The organism is Ancylobacter defluvii, from assembly GCF_018390605.1.
GTDB classification, from domain to species: Bacteria; Pseudomonadota; Alphaproteobacteria; order Rhizobiales; family Xanthobacteraceae; genus Ancylobacter; species Ancylobacter defluvii.
Map to the genome: position 1 here is coordinate 418,731 of NZ_JAHBGD010000024.1, position 16,698 is coordinate 435,428.

16 protein-coding genes are annotated in these 16,698 nt (G+C 69.7%); 14 read left to right on the forward strand and 2 right to left on the reverse strand.

Annotation, left to right across the window (positions count from 1 at the left end; translation table 11 throughout):
* Positions 1 to 20 precede the first annotated feature (20 nt).
* The 8 genes from KHC24_RS18180 (at position 21) to mgtE (ending at position 9,509) form a co-directional block, all read left to right on the forward strand.
* On the forward strand, positions 21 to 1,850 hold the full coding sequence (locus KHC24_RS18180; RefSeq protein WP_213364726.1) for an ABC-F family ATP-binding cassette domain-containing protein: 1,830 nt from the start codon (positions 21 to 23) through the stop codon (positions 1,848 to 1,850).
* Positions 1,847 to 2,650 carry a TrmH family RNA methyltransferase gene (locus KHC24_RS18185; RefSeq protein ID WP_213364727.1) on the forward strand — a complete coding sequence of 268 codons (804 nt, stop codon included), beginning with the start codon at positions 1,847 to 1,849 and terminating at the stop codon, positions 2,648 to 2,650. The genes KHC24_RS18180 and KHC24_RS18185 overlap by 4 nt, the downstream gene beginning before the upstream one ends.
* Before the next feature lie 851 nt (positions 2,651 to 3,501).
* Positions 3,502 to 4,101, forward strand: coding sequence for an amino acid kinase family protein (locus KHC24_RS18190; RefSeq protein WP_213364728.1), 600 nt, complete (start codon positions 3,502 to 3,504; stop codon positions 4,099 to 4,101).
* Positions 4,098 to 4,670, forward strand: a complete 573-nt coding sequence (locus KHC24_RS18195) for a flavoprotein (protein WP_213364729.1) — start codon at positions 4,098 to 4,100, stop codon at positions 4,668 to 4,670. The genes KHC24_RS18190 and KHC24_RS18195 overlap by 4 nt, the downstream gene beginning before the upstream one ends.
* Complete coding sequence (locus tag KHC24_RS18200; protein ID WP_213364730.1) at positions 4,663 to 6,123, forward strand: DUF6513 domain-containing protein; 1,461 nt, start codon at positions 4,663 to 4,665, stop codon at positions 6,121 to 6,123. Before KHC24_RS18195 ends, KHC24_RS18200 begins: the two co-directional genes overlap by 8 nt.
* On the forward strand, positions 6,120 to 6,716 hold the full coding sequence (locus KHC24_RS18205) for a DUF447 domain-containing protein (RefSeq protein ID WP_213364731.1): 597 nt from the start codon (positions 6,120 to 6,122) through the stop codon (positions 6,714 to 6,716). The genes KHC24_RS18200 and KHC24_RS18205 overlap by 4 nt, the downstream gene beginning before the upstream one ends.
* Positions 6,717 to 6,741: 25 nt before the next feature.
* On the forward strand, positions 6,742 to 7,476 hold the full coding sequence (locus KHC24_RS18210; protein ID WP_213364732.1) for a (5-formylfuran-3-yl)methyl phosphate synthase: 735 nt from the start codon (positions 6,742 to 6,744) through the stop codon (positions 7,474 to 7,476).
* Positions 7,477 to 8,108: 632 nt separating this feature from the next.
* A complete protein-coding gene (mgtE, locus tag KHC24_RS18215) occupies positions 8,109 to 9,509 on the forward strand; it encodes a magnesium transporter (RefSeq protein ID WP_213364733.1) in 1,401 nt (466 codons plus the stop codon).
* A gap of 56 nt (positions 9,510 to 9,565) precedes the next feature.
* Here mgtE and KHC24_RS18220 read toward each other — a convergent pair whose 3' ends face one another.
* On the reverse strand, positions 9,566 to 9,838 hold the full coding sequence (locus tag KHC24_RS18220; protein ID WP_338078398.1) for a DUF1059 domain-containing protein: 273 nt from the start codon (positions 9,836 to 9,838) through the stop codon (positions 9,566 to 9,568).
* 182 nt (positions 9,839 to 10,020) lie between these two features.
* Here KHC24_RS18220 and KHC24_RS18225 point away from each other — a divergent pair, with 182 nt between their 5' ends.
* From KHC24_RS18225 to KHC24_RS18240, 4 genes are all read left to right on the forward strand, one after another.
* On the forward strand, positions 10,021 to 11,031 hold the full coding sequence (locus tag KHC24_RS18225; protein WP_271180610.1) for a beta-ribofuranosylaminobenzene 5'-phosphate synthase family protein: 1,011 nt from the start codon (positions 10,021 to 10,023) through the stop codon (positions 11,029 to 11,031).
* A 20-nt stretch (positions 11,032 to 11,051) separates the two neighbouring features.
* The gene (locus tag KHC24_RS18230; protein ID WP_213364735.1) at positions 11,052 to 11,948 is read left to right on the forward strand and encodes an NAD(P)-dependent methylenetetrahydromethanopterin dehydrogenase; all 897 of its coding nucleotides are present in this window, start codon (positions 11,052 to 11,054) and stop codon (positions 11,946 to 11,948) included.
* Between the two features lie 8 nt (positions 11,949 to 11,956).
* Positions 11,957 to 13,081 (forward strand): ATP-grasp domain-containing protein, encoded by a 1,125-nt coding sequence (locus KHC24_RS18235; RefSeq protein ID WP_246547124.1) that lies wholly within the window; start codon positions 11,957 to 11,959, stop codon positions 13,079 to 13,081.
* A 76-nt stretch (positions 13,082 to 13,157) separates the two neighbouring features.
* Positions 13,158 to 13,979, forward strand: coding sequence for a triphosphoribosyl-dephospho-CoA synthase (locus tag KHC24_RS18240; protein ID WP_213364736.1), 822 nt, complete (start codon positions 13,158 to 13,160; stop codon positions 13,977 to 13,979).
* Here the strand turns inward: KHC24_RS18240 and KHC24_RS18245 are convergent.
* Positions 13,969 to 14,646 carry a HisA/HisF-related TIM barrel protein gene (locus KHC24_RS18245; RefSeq protein ID WP_213364737.1) on the reverse strand — a complete coding sequence of 226 codons (678 nt, stop codon included), beginning with the start codon at positions 14,644 to 14,646 and terminating at the stop codon, positions 13,969 to 13,971. The two genes, KHC24_RS18240 and KHC24_RS18245, sit on opposite strands and share 11 nt — an antisense overlap.
* 28 nt (positions 14,647 to 14,674) lie before the next feature.
* Here KHC24_RS18245 and KHC24_RS18250 point away from each other — a divergent pair, with 28 nt between their 5' ends.
* Both KHC24_RS18250 and KHC24_RS18255 read left to right on the forward strand, forming a co-directional pair.
* Positions 14,675 to 15,637, forward strand: a complete 963-nt coding sequence (locus tag KHC24_RS18250) for an ATP-grasp domain-containing protein (RefSeq protein ID WP_213364738.1) — start codon at positions 14,675 to 14,677, stop codon at positions 15,635 to 15,637.
* Positions 15,634 to 16,677, forward strand: coding sequence for a hydantoinase/oxoprolinase family protein (locus tag KHC24_RS18255; protein ID WP_213364739.1), 1,044 nt, complete (start codon positions 15,634 to 15,636; stop codon positions 16,675 to 16,677). The genes KHC24_RS18250 and KHC24_RS18255 overlap by 4 nt, the downstream gene beginning before the upstream one ends.
* Positions 16,678 to 16,698 lie beyond the last annotated feature (21 nt).

Sequence of the window (16,698 nt, forward strand, 5' to 3'; positions counted from 1 at the left end):
TCATCCCCTATCCCCGCGCCATGGCACCCCCTCTCCTTCTGCTTCAAGACACACGCCTCACCTTCGGCGGCACTCCGCTGCTCGAAGGGGCGGAACTGTCCGTCTCCGCCGGCGAACGCGTCGGCCTCGTCGGCCGCAACGGCTCCGGCAAGTCGACCTTGCTCAAGATCGCCGCCGGCCTGGTGCAGGCCGATAGCGGCCCACGCTTCGTGCAGCCCGGCGCCACGGTGCGCTACCTGCCGCAGGAGCCGGACCTCTCTGGCTTCCGGACCACGCTCGATTATGTCGAGGCGGGTATGGGGCCGGGCGATGCGGAATACCGTGCCATCTACCTGCTCAACGAACTCGGCCTCACCGGCGAGGAAGACCCGGCCAACCTGTCCGGCGGCGAGGCCCGCCGTGCCGCGCTTGCCCGCGTGCTGGCGCCCGAGCCGGACATCCTGCTGCTCGACGAGCCGACCAACCATCTCGACCTGCCGGCCATCGAGTGGCTGGAAGCCGAGATCGCCTCGCTGCGCTCCGCCCTCGTGCTGATCAGCCATGACCGGCGTTTCCTGCAGGACCTCACGCGCGCCACCGTCTGGCTCGACCGCGGCCGCACGCGGCGCATGGAGCGCGGTTTCGCCTTCTTCGAGGAATGGCGCGACCAGGTGCTGGAGGAGGAGGAGCGCGACCAGCAGAAGCTCGCCCGCAAGATCGTCGCGGAAGAGCACTGGATGCGCTACGGCGTCACCGCCCGGCGCAAGCGCAACATGCGCCGCGTCGGCGAGCTGGCCGATCTGCGCGCCAGGTTCCGCGACCATCGCGGCGCGGTGGGCACCATTTCCGTCACCGCCACCGAGGCTGACGTCTCCGGCAAGCTGGTGATGGAGGCGGAGCACATCTCCAAATCCTATGGCGATCGCGTCATCGTGCGCGACCTGTCGATCCGCATCCAGCGCGGCGACCGTATCGGCATCGTCGGCCCCAACGGCGCCGGCAAGACCACGCTGCTCAAGATGCTCACCGGCGAACTGGCCCCCGATAGCGGCAAGGCCAAGCTCGGCACCAATATCGAGATGGCGACGCTCGACCAGCGCCGCGCCGCGCTCGACCCCAACCGCACGGTGCGCGACACGCTCACCGACGGACGTGGCGACCAGGTGTTTGTCGGCGGCAACCCGCGCCACGTCATCGGCTATATGAAGGACTTCCTGTTCACCCCGGAGCAGGCCGGCACCGCCGTATCGCGGCTGTCCGGCGGCGAGCGCGGGCGGCTGCTCCTTGCCTGCGCCCTCGCGCAAGCCAGCAACCTGATGGTGCTCGACGAGCCGACCAACGATCTCGACCTCGAGACCCTCGATCTCCTGGAAGAGATGATCGACGACTATGCCGGCACCGTCCTGCTGGTCAGCCACGACCGCGACTTCCTCGACCGAACCGTCACCGCCACCATCGCCTATGAGGGCGATGGCAACTGGAACGTCTATGCCGGCGGCTATTCCGACATGGTCGCCCAGCGCGGCCATGGCGTGAAGGCGCGGGCCGCCGCGGCGGCGGCGGCCGCTGCGCCGGCCGCGGTCAAATCGAGCGCGGCCGGTTCGCCCGCGTCTCCCGCTGCGGCCGCGTCGAAGCGCAAGCTCTCCTTCAAGGAGAAGCATGCGCTGGAACAGCTGCCCAAGCGCATGTCGCAACTGGAATCCGACATCAAGCGGCTGAACAACACGCTGCACACGCCGAATTTCTATACGCGCGATCCCGCCGGCTTCCAGAAGGCCACCGCCGAGCTGACCAAGGCCCAGGCGGCGCTTGCCAAGGCCGAGGAAGAGTGGCTGGAGCTCGAAATGCTGCGCGAGGAACTCGGCGGGTGACCCGCCTCGTCTCCCTCGCCACGCCGGACGACCCGCGCATCGACGCCTATCGCGTCATCAAGGAGCGCGACCTCGTCGGGCGCGGCGGGCGCTTCATCGTCGAGGGCCGGACGGTGCTCGACGTCGCCTTGTCGCCGCGCAACCGTTTCGCGCTGGAATCGCTGCTCATCGCCGAGAGCCGAGCGGAGGCGCTGGCGCCCCTCCTCGCCCAGGCGCCGGAGCATGTGCCGGTCTACACCGCCAGTCAGGCGATCCTCGACGGCATCACCGGTTTTCACATCCATCGCGGCCTGCTCGGCGTCGGCTTGCGTGGGCAGGAGGCTTCCGCCGCCGCGCTTCTCGCCGGCCTGCCGGAGCGCGCTCTGGTGGTGGTGGCGCTCGGCATCACCAATCACGACAATGTCGGCGGCATCATGCGCAATGCCGCCGCCTTCGGGGCGGACGCGGCGCTGTTCGATTTCGCCTCCTGCGACCCGCTTTACCGTAAGGCGATCCGCGTCTCGGTCGGCGGCAGTCTCGTCGTGCCCTTCGCGCGGGAGGGAAGCGCGGAGGCGCTCCTGGATCTGCTGGCGACAAACGGCTTCGAGTTGCTCGCCTTCAGCCCATCCGGCACCACCATGCTGAAGCAGCTCGTCCGCGCGCCCCGCACCGCGCTGATGGTCGGTGCCGAGGGGCCAGGCCTGTCAGCCGCCATCATGGCCCGCGCCCGCACAGTGCGTATTCCGATGGCGGGCGGATTCGACTCGCTCAATGTCGCCACCGCCGCCGGCATCGCCCTGCATCATCTCGCCGATATCTGACGCAGGGCCGCGCCCGAAAGGGCCGCCGATGGCGCCGAGATTCAGCCCTCCACCGTCCAAACCGGCAGGAGGGCCTTGGCTCGCGGCGCGTGGCCGGCCACTCTCAAAGCTGCCGTTCACGTCACGGCAAGCGCCGAATACCTTCGCCCGCTGGCGGGCACCACAGCCCCGCACCGCGAGACGTGATCTGCGAATCCCGAATACGTGATCGGCACGAATCACCCTCGACAAGCCTTCGGATCGGGCCCATCCTCGATTTGGAATACGGAGCGGTTCGCCGCTCCATGACCGTCTAACCTTTAAAAGCCCGGAGCCCCGCTCCGGGCTTTTTTTTGTTCTCGACCCTTTTGATGTGCCGTCCCAGCTTTCGGACACGCGAAAGCCGATCGCGTGCCAAATTTATTGGTACTGGTAAGTTTCTCAATTTGACGCTAGGGTGCGTTTGTTCTCGCGGTGCGGATGAGCCGATGCTCGTCCCGCCGAAACCGACACCTCGCAATACCGCCCCCCGCAGCGAGGCGTCAGTCACGGCATGGCCGCGAGACAGGTCGGTGCTGCGCTTTGGCGCAGATGCCCGATGCCGGACCGCCCCCGCCAGGGCGGTCCGGCTACCGGACCTGCCCTATCATTTACCCGCCCGCTCCCGATCGCCACACTTCCCGGCCCGCCCTGATCAAGCCCTGCGCCAATCGAAGCCGCGGCTATAGAAAGGCGACGCGGCCCATCCTCCGCGCATCCGGACGCCCAAGGCGCGGAAACCAAAGGGTTTTCCCGTCCGACCTTTTGTCGCATAAGCAGCGCTGCGCATCCGTGCTCAATGAGGCAGGATACGAGCCGCAGGACGCGACCTAATGCACCAGACATTTTTGCCGGAAGCGGTCATCGTCAAGCTCGGCGGCAGCCTCGTCGCCGCGCCGCGGCTCGCCGAACTGCTGGCCGGCCTCGCCGAGGCCGGGGCACCGCTCATCGTCGTGCCGGGCGGCGGCCCGCTGGCGGATGCGGTGCGCGCACTGCAACCGCGCCTGTCGCTGAGCGACCGCGCCTGCCACCACATGGCGATCCTCGCCATGGAAAGCCTCGCCCTGGCCTTTGTCGATCTCGCGCCACGCCTCATCCCCTGCGCCGATGCCGCCACCATGGCCGACACCCATGCGGCCGGCCGCGCGGCACTCTGGCTGCCGGCTGCGATGGGGCGCGACGCCGAGCTTACCGCGAGCTGGGACGTCACCTCCGACAGCCTCGCCCTCTGGCTGGCGCTGCGCCTGGAAGCCCGCCGGCTGATCTTCGTGAAATCCGTCACCGCCACCTCCTCCCGCCCGGAGGCATGGGTCGAAGCCGGCCTCGTCGACCCTCACGTGCCGGCGCTCGCCGCCCGCTACGCCGGACGCATCGAGCTTCTGTCGATCGACGAGGCCCTCGCGGCTTTCTCCCGCAACAGGAGCGCGGCATGAGCGATGCAGGAACCCGCCATCGAAAAGATGCCCGCTGGGCCTGGGCGCTCACCGGCTCGGGGCATTTCTTCGTCGAGTCGCTGGCGCTGATCGCCACGCTCGATCCGGTCGACCTCTTCGTCTCCAAGGCGGCGGAAGAGGTGCTGCGCATGTATCGGCAGGAGCTGCCGCCGGGGCTGCGCATCTATCACGATCTGTCCGCCTCGGCGGTGCCGGTCGGCCGCTTCTATGAGGGGCGCTACCATACCCTCGTCGTCTCGCCGGCCTCGGCGAACACGGTGGCGAAATGCGTCTATGGCATCGCCGACAGCCTCGTCACCAACTGCTTCGCCCAGGCCGGAAAATGCCGGGTGCCGAGCATCGTCTTCGCCTGCGACACCTCGCCGGAGATGATCACCATGGCGCCGCGCGGGCCGGTGCCGGTCTATCCGCGCGCCATCGACCTCGAGAATACCGACCGCCTGTCGCGCTTCGAATATTGCTCCGTGGTGGAAACCATCGGCGCGCTGGAGCACGCCGTCGCCGCCCGCAAGGCGGCACTGGCTGCCGGGATACCGGCCGATGGCTGAGGAGCCGGACAAGCCAGCCGCCGGCGGTGCGGAAAGGGTCGCCCTCGTCACCGGCTCGCTCGCCGAGCCGCGCCTGATCAAGGTGGCGGGCGAGATCGCCTCGCCGGCGCTCGATCCGGTGGTGGTGAATGTCGGCGTGAAGGTGGCGGCGTTGATGACCGCCGAGATCGTCGAGCGCCGGCTGAAACTGCCGGAGGGGGCGGCGCGCGTGGTGATGCCCGGCCGCTTCCGCGGCGACCTCTCGCGTCTGGAGCGCCATTTCGGCCTGCCCTTCGAGCGTGGCCCAGACGAGCTGGCCGACCTGCCGGAGCATTTCGGCAAGGCCCGTGCCCGCGCCGACCTCTCCCGCCACGACGTGACGATCTTCGCCGAGATCGTCGATGCCTCGGCCCTCTCGCTGCCCGAACTCGTCGCCCGGGCCAAGAGCCTGGCGGCCGACGGCGCGGAGGTGATCGACCTCGGCTGCCTGCCCGACACCCCCTTTCCGCATCTGGAAGAGGCGATCGCGGCGCTAAAGGCGGAGGGGCTGAAGGTCAGCGTCGACAGCTTCAACCCCGAGGAACTCGCGCGCGCCACCCGCGCCGGCGCCGACTACCTGCTCAGCCTCACCGAGCACACCCTCGCCATCGTGAAGGAAGGCCCGGCGATCCCGGTGCTGGTTCCCTCCCCGCCCAACGACCTCAATTCGCTCATCCGCGCCATCGAGGCGTGCCGGGCCAAGGGACGCGCCTTCCTCGCCGATCCGATCCTGGAGCCGATCCATTACGGCTTCACCGCCTCACTGGAGCGCTACGCGACGCTGCGCCGGCAATACCCGGACATCGACATATTGATGGGCATCGGCAACGTCACCGAACTCACCGATGCCGACACCACCGGCATCAATGCCATCCTGATGGGCGTCATCTCCGAACTGAAGCTGAACGCTGTGCTGGCGGTGCAGGTCAGCCCGCATTGCCGGCTGGCGGTGAAGGAGTTCGACCGTGCCCGGCGGGAGTTCTACGCCGCCCGCGAGGCCGGGGCGCTGCCGCAGGGCTTCGGCGGCGGGCTGATGGCGCTGCGCGACCGCCGCCCCTATGCCGCCACGCCCGACGAGATCGCCGACCTCGCGGGCGAGGTGCGCGATCGCAACTACCGCATCATGGTGGCGCAGGACGGCGTGCACGTGTTCAACCGCGACGGCCACCACACCGGCGCCGATCCCTTCGCCTTCTTCCCCTCGCTGGGGGTGGAGAACGATGCCGCCCACGCTTTCTATCTCGGGGTGGAAACCGCCCGCGCCGAAATCGCCTTCCGCCTCGGCAAGCGCTATGCGCAGGACGAGGCGCTCAAATGGGGCGTTGCCGGGCACGGCGACGGACGCACCGACGATGGCGGCGCCGATCCGCACCGTTTGACATTCGACAAGGCGGGCTCGACGCTGCCCGCGAAGCCCGATAAGAGCGAACCATGATCCGCGAGACCATCGTCACCACCCGTTCGCGCAACGGCGAGCGACACATCGCCCCCATGGGCGCGACGGTGATCGAGGGCGGCTACCTGCTCCAACCCTTCAAGCCCTCGCGCACGCTCGACAATCTGGTCGATACCCAGATCGGCGTCATCAACTTCACCGACGACGTGCGGCTCATCGCCGCCTGCGTGCTCGGCAAGCGCATCCCGGTCGAGACGCAGAAGGCGAGCTATATCGACTGCCCCCGCCTCGTCGGCGCGCTCTCGCATGACGAGATCACCGTGGACCGGGTCGAGGAGGACCGGCAGCGCCCGCGCATCTTCTGCAAGACCTATCACAGCGAGGGCCATCACCGCTTTCTCGGCCTGAACCGCGCCAAGGCGGCGGTGCTGGAAGCCGCGGTGCTGATCAGTCGCCTCAACATTCTCTCCGACGAGAAGATCGACGCCGAGATGGCCTATCTCGCCATCGCGGTGGAGAAGACCGCCGGCCCGGAGGAACAGGAGGCCTGGGAATGGATGATCGAGGCGGTGGCGACCCATCGCCAGACGCGCGACGGCCTGCCGCCGCCCGACGCGGCTCCGACATCGTGAGCTTGAGGCGATGGAACCGAGCCTCATGAGCCGCCACGTCCCGCGCCCGCATCCCGCTCCGCCTGGCAACCCGCCGGGCCTGCTGGCCAGCGTCGCCGATCTCGCCGAGATGCGCGCCGCCATCGTCGGCGGCGCCGATATCGTCGATCTCAAGCAGCCGGCCTTCGGCGCGCTCGGCGCCTGGAGCTCGGAGGCGCTCGACGCCGCAGTGATGCTGTGGAACGCCTGCGGCGAGGGGCGCCCGGCGCTCAGCGCCACCGCCGGCGACCAGCCCATGGTGCCGGCCATCCTGGCCAGCGCCTGCGCCCGCGTCGCGGCCACCGGCGTGCCGATCGTAAAGGCCGGCCTGTTTGCCAGCCCCCATGCCGCCGCCTGCATCGCCGCACTGTCCCCGCTGGCGGCGAAGACCCGTCTCGTCGGGGTGCTGTTCGCCGATCAGGATCCCGATTTCTCGCTGATCGCCAGCGCCGGCACCGCCGGCTTCTACGGCATCATGCTCGACACCGCCGACAAGAAGGCGGGTTCGCTCACCACCCATCTCGACCCGCTCACCCTCGGCCAGTTCGTCGAGGAGGCGCGCCGCAACGGCCTCGTCACCGGCCTCGCCGGTTCGCTCGCCCTTGACGACATCCCCGTGCTCGGCGGCATCGGCGCCGATTATCTCGGCTTTCGCGGCGCGCTCTGCGCGGATGGCCGTACCGGCCGCTTCGACCCGGTGCGGCTCGCGCAGGCGCGGGCCTTGGTCCACGCCCTCGGTTGAGACCGAGGCGCTTCCGTAAGGTTTCCTAACACCGCAGATCCCCAGAACCGTCTGGACTCCGCCACGGGAGTGGATTACCGTTTCCTTAACTATGAAAATCGAATTAAATTGCGGAGGATTTCTATGCATCTCGATCAGGAAGAGACCAGCGGCAGCCGGTCGTTCGGGGGCTTCATCGCCCTCGCCGCCGTAATGCTCCTGTTGCTCTGGCTTTGGCTCTAATCTCCGTCGATCGATCGGTCATCTTGCCACCGCCGCGAACAGGGTCGCGGTTGCGTGGTTTTTAACGTGTTTCCGATATTGAAAGCCGCGCCAAAGCGCCGCCCCTCCTTCTCCCGACCCCGCGTCACCGCGTGCAAACGCATTCGCGCCTTGTGCTGCCGCTGCGTCGGCCCGCCCCTGCGATGGTGCTTGACACAAGCCCGTGCCGGGTTCAGTGAAACCGTCATGATGCAGTGCATCATCGATGCAATGCTCTCCACAACCTTCAAGATTCAACTGATGCCCAGCGACAGTGACAGTCGATCGTCCGGCCCGTGGCGGCCGGCGTATGTGAGCCGATCGCAGGCATGACCTGACCGCTCGGCTCGCCGCGCCGCCCTCCCGGGACGGACGACGGAAAGTGAGCCGAGATGGATGATACCCGTAACACGGCGGAAGACCGCCGCGACGACGAGATCGTGGAAACCGCCGCGCGCGCCGCCCACGTCGCCGCCGAAATCGCCGAAGAACACCCCGCCGACATTGCCGCTGCCCTTGACGAGGAGGAGCCCGAGGTCGCCTCGGCGGTGCTCGCCAGCCTGCCGCGCGAGAAGCAGATCGAGATCCTCGATTTGCCCGACTTCGATCTCTCCGGCGATCTCATTGAAGCGTTGCCGGACGACGAGGCGATACGCCTTCTCTCCGAGCTGTCGGCCGACCGTGCCGCCGACCTGTTCCGCTGGATGGAGGAGCCGGCGCGCTCGCACCTGTTCTCGCGGCTGCCGCCGGCGACGCAGGCGGAGCTGAACCGGCTGCTCTCCTGGCCCGAACACACCGCCGGCAGCCTGATGACCACCGAATTCGTCTCGGTGCCGTCGAGCTGGACGATCGGCGATACCCTGCGCCATATCCGTGCCATCGAGCGCACGCGCGAGACCATCTACGCCATCTACGTGCTCGACCCGGCGACCCACAAGCTGTTGCAGGCGGTGACGCTGCGCCGGCTGATCATCGGCGAGCCGCAGCAGCCGATCCTCTCCGCCGCCCCGGCGCACGACCCGATCACCGTCGATCCGCTGATGGACCGCGAGGACGTGGCGCGACTGATCTCGAAATACGACCTGCTCGCCGTGCCGGTCATCGATGCCAACGAGCAGGTGCTCGGCATCGTCACCGTCGACGACATGATCGACGCCATCATCGAGGAGGGTACCGAGGACGCGCAGAAGTTCGGCGGCATGGAGGCGCTGGACGAGCCCTACATGGAAATCGGCTTCCTCGCCATGCTGAAGAAGCGCGCCGGCTGGCTGTCGATCCTGTTCCTCGGCGAGATGCTCACAGCGAGCGCCATGCAGCATTTCGAGGACGAACTGGAGCGCGCCATCGTGCTCACCCTGTTCATCCCGCTGATCATGAGCTCGGGCGGCAATTCCGGCTCGCAGGCGACCTCGCTGATCATCCGCGCGCTCGCCCTGCATGAGATCAAGCTCGGCGACTGGTGGCGGGTCGCCCTGCGCGAGCTCCCCTCCGGCTTCGTGCTCGGCGCCATTCTCGGCACGCTCGGCATGACGCGCATCACCATCTGGCAACTCGCCGGCTTCCACGATTATGGCGAGCACTGGGTGCTGGTGGCGGCGACCGTCGGCTCGGCGCTGGTGGCCATCGTCACCTTCGGCTCGCTGATCGGCTCGATGCTGCCCTTCGTGCTCAGGCGGGCCGGCTTCGACCCGGCAAGCGCCTCGGCACCCTTCGTCGCCACCTTCATCGATGTGACCGGCCTCGTGATCTATTTCAGCGTGGCGCTGGCGATCCTGCACGGCACGCTGCTGTAGCGCCGGCGCTCCAGCACTCCGCCCCTCGCAGCATCGAGGGGCGGGATGCCCTCGTGTCAGGCGGCGCGCGGAGCGGCCGCCGGCGGCGTTCCCTGGTGGATTACCTTCTTCATCTCGCCGCGGAGTTCCGGCGTGTCCGTGTGGCCGTGCATGGCGACGGCGTGCTGGACGGCCGCCTCCATCAATTCCTTTTCCGTGTCGGCGGCCATCGCCAGCGTACATTTCTTGTCGCTGGGCATTTCCCGGCAATCGATGAAATAGCGTCCCATATGCGCCTCCCTGGTCAGGGCGCCGCTCGGGGAACATCCCATCATGCGGTCGGCATCCACCGCACGGCGGCACCTCAGGGAAAGCTACGCCCGCCGGCAACACCGGGCAAATCACGAAGGACGCATCGCCCTCGCCCACCCGCCGGCCCCCGCCCACCCGCCGGCCCGCCCACCGGCAAATGGTCGCGGCCCGATTGCCCTTGGCGGCGACGGGGCTCTACCATGGCCGGGAGGAAACGCCCGTGAACGATAATACCCAGTCCATCGCACGCCCCGGCCGGCAGACCCATGCGAACGGGGTCCGCATCATCGCGCCGGCACGGCTGCATCTCGGCTTCCTCGATCTCTCCGGCAGCCTCGGCCGCCGCTTCGGCAGTCTCGGCCTTACGCTCGACCAGCCGACGCTATCGCTGAAGATGGTGCCGGCGGACGAACTCACCGCGACCGGTCCCGACGCCTCCCGTGCCCGTGCCGCGGTGGAGCGGGTGGCGACGCATTTCGAGTTCGATCCTCGCGTCGCCATCACGGTGGAGCGGGCATTGCCGCCGCATGCCGGGCTCGGTTCCGGCACGCAGCTGGCGCTCGCCGCCGGTTCGGCGCTCGCCATGCTGCGCGGCCGGCCGCTCGACGCCCGCACCCTCACCGCCGCGCTCGACCGCGGCGCGCGCTCGGGCATCGGAATGGGCGCCTTCGCGGAAGGCGGCGTGCTGCTCGACGGCGGCAAGGCCGCCGGCCGCGACACCCCGCCACCCATCCTTGCCCGCCATCCGTTCCCGGCGGACTGGCGCCTCCTGCTCGCCTTCGACGACAAGTCGCAGGGCCTGAGCGGCAGCGAAGAGGTCACGGCGATGAATGCGCTGCCGCCCTTCGAAGACACGCTGGCCGGCCACCTCTGCCGACTGACCCTCATGGTCGCCCTGCCGGCGCTGGTCGAGCAGGACTGCGCCGCCTTCGGCGCCGCCATCGGCGAGATCCAGGCCCGGCTCGGCGATCACTATGCCCGCGCGCAGGGCGGGCGCTATACCAGCAAGGATGTCGCGGCGGCCATGGAGTTCGCCGCCGCCGAAGGTGCCTCCGGCGTCGGCCAGAGTTCATGGGGGCCGACCGGCTTCGCCATTCTCGGCGCGCCCGACGCCGCAGAGCAGCTGGCAGCGCGGCTGCGCCAACGCTTCGCCCACCGGCCGAACCTGTCCTTCGAGGTGGCGCGCGGCCGAAACGCCGGCGCGCGCACCGAGTGGCTCGGCACCGACTGACCCCCTGGGAGAACCACGGAATGGACGAGCACGCGCCGATCCTGCACATCGTCTCGCCCCTGCGCCACATCAGCCCCTTCGACGTCAACATGGCGGTCGATGCCGGCTATGCGACCATCCTTCCCTACAGCCAGGTCACGCTGGAGGAGATCGGCGAACTGGTGCAGGACATGATGTTCTCGCGCCCGCCCGCCGGCGCGCCGCGCACCGGCCTGTTCATCGGCGGCAAGGATGCCGGCCTGGCGCTCGACATGGCCGACCGGGCGCGGGAGGTGCTGTTCCCGCCGTTCCAGATCTCGGTGTTCGTCGACCCGGCGGGCGCCTTCACCACGGCAGCCGCCATGGTGGCGGAGGTCGAACGCCACCTGCGCATGCTGCATCCGCAGGGCCTGGAAAACGCCAAGGTGCAGGTCTATGGCGCCACCGGCGTCGTCGGCGGCATTGCCGGCGTGCTCGCCGCCCGCGCCGGCGCTGAGGTGACGCTGGTGAGCCATCGCGACATAGAGAGCGTCGAGGCCAAGGCCCGCGACTTCGCCGGCCGCTTCAGCGTCTCGCTCGCCTGTGCCGCCGCCCGCAGCGAGGAGGACAAGCGCGCGCTGCTCCCCGAGGCGGATGTGGTGCTCGCCTGCGGCAAGGCCGGCGTCGAGATCCTCTCCGCCGACGCGCTTGCCGCGGCCTCTGCCCTCAAGGTGGCCGCCGACATCAACGCGGTGCCGCCCGCCGGCATCGAGGGGATCGATGCGATGGCGAACGGCGTCGCCCTGCCGGGCGGTGCGCTCGGCATCGGCGCGCTGACCATCGGCCAGCTCAAATATCAGGTGCAGCACGAGTTGCTGAAGCGCATGCGGGTCGCCGAGGGTCCGCTCGACATCGGCGTCGAGGTTGCCTTCGACCTCGCCCGGTCGCTGGCCAGCTGAGCCGCCGCATGCCCGACATCGTGGTCGCCGCCCTTTCCGCCCGCGCCCTGGCGGCGGCGGCGCGGCGCGCCGGTCTCGAACCGCTGGTGATTGACCTGTTCGGCGACGAGGACACCCGCACGCTCGCGGCCGAGATGGTGCCGCTGCGCCGTCGTGACGGCCTCGCCATCGATGCCGCCGACCTGATCGAAAAATTGGAGATCCACGCCCTTGCGTCGTGGCCGCTGGTGCTCGGCTCGGGCTTCGAAGCGATGCCGGACCTCGTCGACCGGCTGGCGGCGCGCTGGCGGCTCGCCGGCAATGGCGGCGCGGTGCTGCGGCAGGTGAAGGATCCGTTCGCGTTCAGCCGGCTACTGGCATCGCTCGACATTGCGCATCCCCGCGTCTTCGCCGATCAGGCGCCAGCCGGTATGGAGGCGTTGGAAAAGGCCATCGGCGCTTCCGGCGGCGGCCATATCCATCCGGCGCAGCGGGTGCAGGCAAACGGCCACTATCTGCAGGAGCGCATCGAGGGCCGTACCATCTCGGCACTGTTTCTCGCCAATGGAGCCGAGGCCCGCCTTCTCGCCTTTTCCGGGCAATGGTGCGCGCCCGACGCCGCCTCGCCCTATCGCTACGGCGGCGCCGCCGGGCCGATAGCGGTGCCGTTGTCCGTCGAACACGGCGTCGCCAAGGCGCTGGACCGTCTTGCCGGCGCCACCGGGCTGCTCGGTCTCGCCAGCGCCGACCTCATCCTGTCGCGCGACGGCTGGAGCCTCATCGAGCTCAACCCGCGACCGGGGGCGACGCTGGACATCTTCGACCGCCCGCCGCTGCCGCCGCTGCTGCACCTGCATCTCGACGCCTGCGAAGGCCGCCTGCCGGACCTTGCGCCGCTGCGCCCCGGCCCGGAATTCGGCGCCCGGGCCGCCGGCATTCTCTATGCGACGGCCGAGTGCGAGATGCGCCTCGACAGCTTGCCGCCCCACACCGCCGATCGCCCTGCCTTCGGCACGCGGCTGCACCCCGGCGAGCCGGTCTGCACGGTCTTCGGCGAGGGACACGATGCCGAGGAGGCACGCGGCGTGATGCTGTTGCGCACGGATGCGCTGTGGAAGGCGATGCAGCGCGCCAGCCTCGGGGCAACGAAGTGAGGATGGACATGCAGCCGGATCCCATCCGCATCGATACATCCCCGCTTGGTGCCACGATTGCGGGGCGGACGCGGCCATGACGGCGGCCGAGATCGAAGCCGCGTTTCTCGGCGCCTGCTTTGCCGAGCTCGACGCGCTCAAGCCCGGCAATGTGCACCGCTTCGCCGCCGGTCACGGCATGGAGGTCGCGCATTTCGAGACCGCCGCCCGCGCCGCCGCGCCGGCGATCGCCCGCCCCGGCGCTTCGGCCGGTGCGCGCATTGAGGCGGCGGTAACCGCCTCGCTGGCCGTCACCGGTCTCAATACCAATCTCGGCATCCTGCTGCTCTGTGCCCCGCTCGCCGCCGCGGCCGAGCGACCGGCACCGTTGCGCGAGGCACTCGGCGAAGTGTTGGCGGCACTCGATATGGCGGATGCCGCCGCAGTCTTCCGCGCCATCGCCGCCGCCAGTCCCGGCGGGCTCGGCCGGCGCGCCGATCACGATGTCAGCGCGCCCCCGACCATCGGTTTGCTGGATGCGATGAGGCTCGCCGCCGATGATGATCGTATCGCCCGGCAATTCGTCACCGGCTTCGCGGATGTGTTCGATATCGGCGTCGCCGGTTTGCGCGCGCGCGCCGATGCCGCACCGGAGGCGCGCACGGAAGCCGCCTATCTCGCCTTCCTCAAGGCCTTTCCCGACAGCCATATCGGCCGCAAGTTCGGCCGCCCGACCGCCGAGGCGGTGGAGCGGGAGGCGCGGGAGATCGCCGCCGGCATCGATTGGCACGCCCCGGCCGCGCAGCGCCATCCGCCGCTTGCCGCCTTCGACGCCAGCCTGAAGGCGCGCGGGCTCAATCCCGGCACCAGCGCCGACCTGACGGTGGCCAGCCTGTTCGCCGCTGCGCTCAACCCATGACCGCGGCGAGGTCGGCGGCACCAAGCCGGCCGTCATGCAGCGCACTCGCCAGCAGCACCCCGGCAATGCCGAGATCTGCCAGCCGGCGGAGATCCTCCGCGTCGCGCACGCCGCCGGCGGCGTAGATGCGGCGTCCCTCCGCCCGCGCCAGCGTCGCACGCAGGCGGTCATAGTCCGGCCCGGTATCGCCGCCGACGCGGGCGAGCGTCATCACGATCACCTCGTCGGGCCAGAGTTCGGCCCGCTCATGCAGTTCGGCCGGCCCGCGCCGCCCTTCCGGGCCGTGGTCGAGCGAGAGGACGCTCGCACCCTCGCGCAGCGCGGCACGGCCGCTTTCGGCATCGCCCATCGATTCGGTACCGAGCACGCGGCGCAGGCCCGGCCCGGCCCCGGCGAGCCTCACCTCGCCGGCATCGATCCACAGCCGTTCGAAGTTCTGCGCCAATTCCGCCAGCTCGGCCCGGTGCGGCTCCCGGCCGGCAATAGCATCGAGATCGGCGACATAGAGGGTGCGGAACGGCGCCAGTTCGCGCAGCGCCTGCGCGATGCGAACCGGCTCCGCGCCCTCGCAGAGGCCAGAGGCTATGGGGCGATAATTCGCACGGTCGCCGCGCCGCGCATGCACGACGACGCCTCCCATCAGGTCGATCACCGGTATAAGTTCCACTCGGATAGGCTCCGCCGCGAAGGGTTCGATGCTGGTTCTGGTGTGTGAGTTTGTAACCGGAGGCGGGCTGCGAGGCGAAGCGCTTTCGCCCTCGCTCGCCACCGAGGGCGCGCTGATGCGCGACACGCTGGTCGGCGATCTCGAAGACCTGCCCGGCGTCCGGGTCATCACCACCCATGACGACCGCCTGCCACCACCGGCGCGCGGCGACAGCCGGCCCATCGCCGCAGATGAGGACGCGCGGACGATCTGGGACGAACTCGCCGCCGCTGCCGATGCCGCCTGGCCGGTCGCGCCGGAAACCGGCGGCGTGATGGAGGCGATGGTCGCGCGACTGCGCCAGCACAATCGCCGCGTCCTCGCATCCGATGCCGAAACGCTGCGCCTTTGCGCCAGCAAATACGCCACCGCCGCCCGCCTCGCCGCCGCCGGCATCGCCGTAGTGCCGAGCTGGCGCCCCTCCGGGATTCCGCCGGACATGGCCGCCCCCCTGGTGGTAAAGCCCGATGATGGCGCCGGCAGCCTCGACATCCGCCTGTGCTCGCGCGCGGAGGTGGCCGCCGCCGGCCCGGAGGCGGTGGTCCAGCCCTATGTCGAGGGCGCGGCCGAAAGCCTCACCCTGCTCTGCCAGGGCGGGCGGGCGCATGTGCTCGGCATCAACCGCCAGCATGTGGAGATTGTGGAGGGACGCTTCGGCTTCCACGGCGTCACCGTCGGCATCCGTCCGCCGGCTGCGCGTGAGACCGGGATGGCGCAGGCGATCCACACCGCACTTCCGGGCTTGCATGGGCTGGTCGGCGTCGATTATCTGGCGACGCCCGCCGGGCCGGTGGTGGTCGAGGTCAATCCGCGGCTGACCACCTCCTATGCCGGGCTGCGGCGGGCGCTCGGTGTCAACGTCCTCGCCTTCGTCGCCGATCTCATCCGCGACGGCGCGGTGCCGGAGCTGCCGCATCTTCCCCTGCCCACCCCGGTTGAGGTGCTTGTGTGACGACGATTTCGCGTTTGGGCTGGGATGTCGGCGGCGCCCATGTGAAGCTGGCCGCCTTCGGCGAGGACGGCCGGCTCGCCGCCGTGCGCATCGCCCCCTGCCCGGTCTGGAAGGGCGCGCACCACCTGGGCGAGGCGCTGCGCACGTTACGGGCCGAATTCCCGCCCGCCGCCGCTTCCGCCGTCACCATGACCGCCGAGGTCGCCGATCTGTGGCCGGATCGCCATGCCGGCGTGGTCGGCACCGCGGCCCTGCTGATCGAGGAACTCGGCAGCGCGCCGCTGGCGCTGTTCGCCGGGCCGGAGGGCTTCGTGCCGGCCGACGAGGCCGCGGCTCATTCGGCGACCATCGGCTCGGCAAACTGGTATGCCACCGCGGCGGTGCTGGCGCATCTGCTGCCCGCCGGCGTGCTGGTCGATATCGGTTCCACCACCGCCGATCTCATCGCCTTCGGCGACGGCCGGGTGCAGGCACGCGGCTTCACCGACGCCGAACGGCTCGCCAGCAGCGAACTGCTCTATACCGGCGTGGTCCGCACACCGGCGATGGCGCTCGCCGAGCGGGCCCCCTTCGCCGGCCGCTTCGTGCCGCTGATGGCGGAACTCTACGCCACCACCGCCGACATCTACCGGCTGCTCGATCTCCTGCCCGACGATACCGACCTGCACCCGGCCGCCGATGGTGGCGACAAGACCGCCGAGGCCAGCGCCCGCCGGCTGCTGCGCATGGTCGGCGAGGACCTCACCCCCGCAAACCAGCCGCGCGTGCGCCGCCTCGCCTATCATCTGGGGCAGCAGCAGCTGCACCGCCTTGCCGGCGCGCTCGATGCGGTGGCCTCGGCACGGGACGACGATGTCGGCCTGGTGGTCGGCGCCGGCATCGGCCGCTTCCTGTCGCGCCAGCTCGCCGAGCGGCGCGGTGCCGCCTATCTCGATCTCGCCGACGTCCTCACCGACGATCCCAAGCTGGCCGGCCCGGCGGCCGACTGCGCGCCGGCGGTGGCGGTCGGCCTGTTATCTGCCGCCCTGGCCCAGGGCTAACGCATAAAAACAACCGGGAGC

Excerpts from the sequence above, each read along its gene's own strand:
- KHC24_RS18180 (WP_213364726.1), top strand. The coding sequence starts at position 21 with ATGGCACCCCCTCTCCTTCTGCTTCAAGACACACGCCTCACCTTCGGC.
- KHC24_RS18190 (WP_213364728.1), top strand. The coding sequence starts at position 3,502 with ATGCACCAGACATTTTTGCCGGAAGCGGTCATCGTCAAGCTCGGCGGC.
- KHC24_RS18195 (WP_213364729.1), top strand. The coding sequence starts at position 4,098 with ATGAGCGATGCAGGAACCCGCCATCGAAAAGATGCCCGCTGGGCCTGG.
- KHC24_RS18200 (WP_213364730.1), top strand. The coding sequence starts at position 4,663 with ATGGCTGAGGAGCCGGACAAGCCAGCCGCCGGCGGTGCGGAAAGGGTC.
- KHC24_RS18205 (WP_213364731.1), top strand. The coding sequence starts at position 6,120 with ATGATCCGCGAGACCATCGTCACCACCCGTTCGCGCAACGGCGAGCGA.
- KHC24_RS18210 (WP_213364732.1), top strand. The coding sequence starts at position 6,742 with ATGAGCCGCCACGTCCCGCGCCCGCATCCCGCTCCGCCTGGCAACCCG.
- mgtE (WP_213364733.1), top strand. The coding sequence starts at position 8,109 with ATGGATGATACCCGTAACACGGCGGAAGACCGCCGCGACGACGAGATC.
- KHC24_RS18230 (WP_213364735.1), top strand. The coding sequence starts at position 11,052 with ATGGACGAGCACGCGCCGATCCTGCACATCGTCTCGCCCCTGCGCCAC.
- KHC24_RS18235 (WP_246547124.1), top strand. The coding sequence starts at position 11,957 with ATGCCCGACATCGTGGTCGCCGCCCTTTCCGCCCGCGCCCTGGCGGCG.
- KHC24_RS18240 (WP_213364736.1), top strand. The coding sequence starts at position 13,158 with ATGACGGCGGCCGAGATCGAAGCCGCGTTTCTCGGCGCCTGCTTTGCC.
- KHC24_RS18250 (WP_213364738.1), top strand. The coding sequence starts at position 14,675 with ATGCTGGTTCTGGTGTGTGAGTTTGTAACCGGAGGCGGGCTGCGAGGC.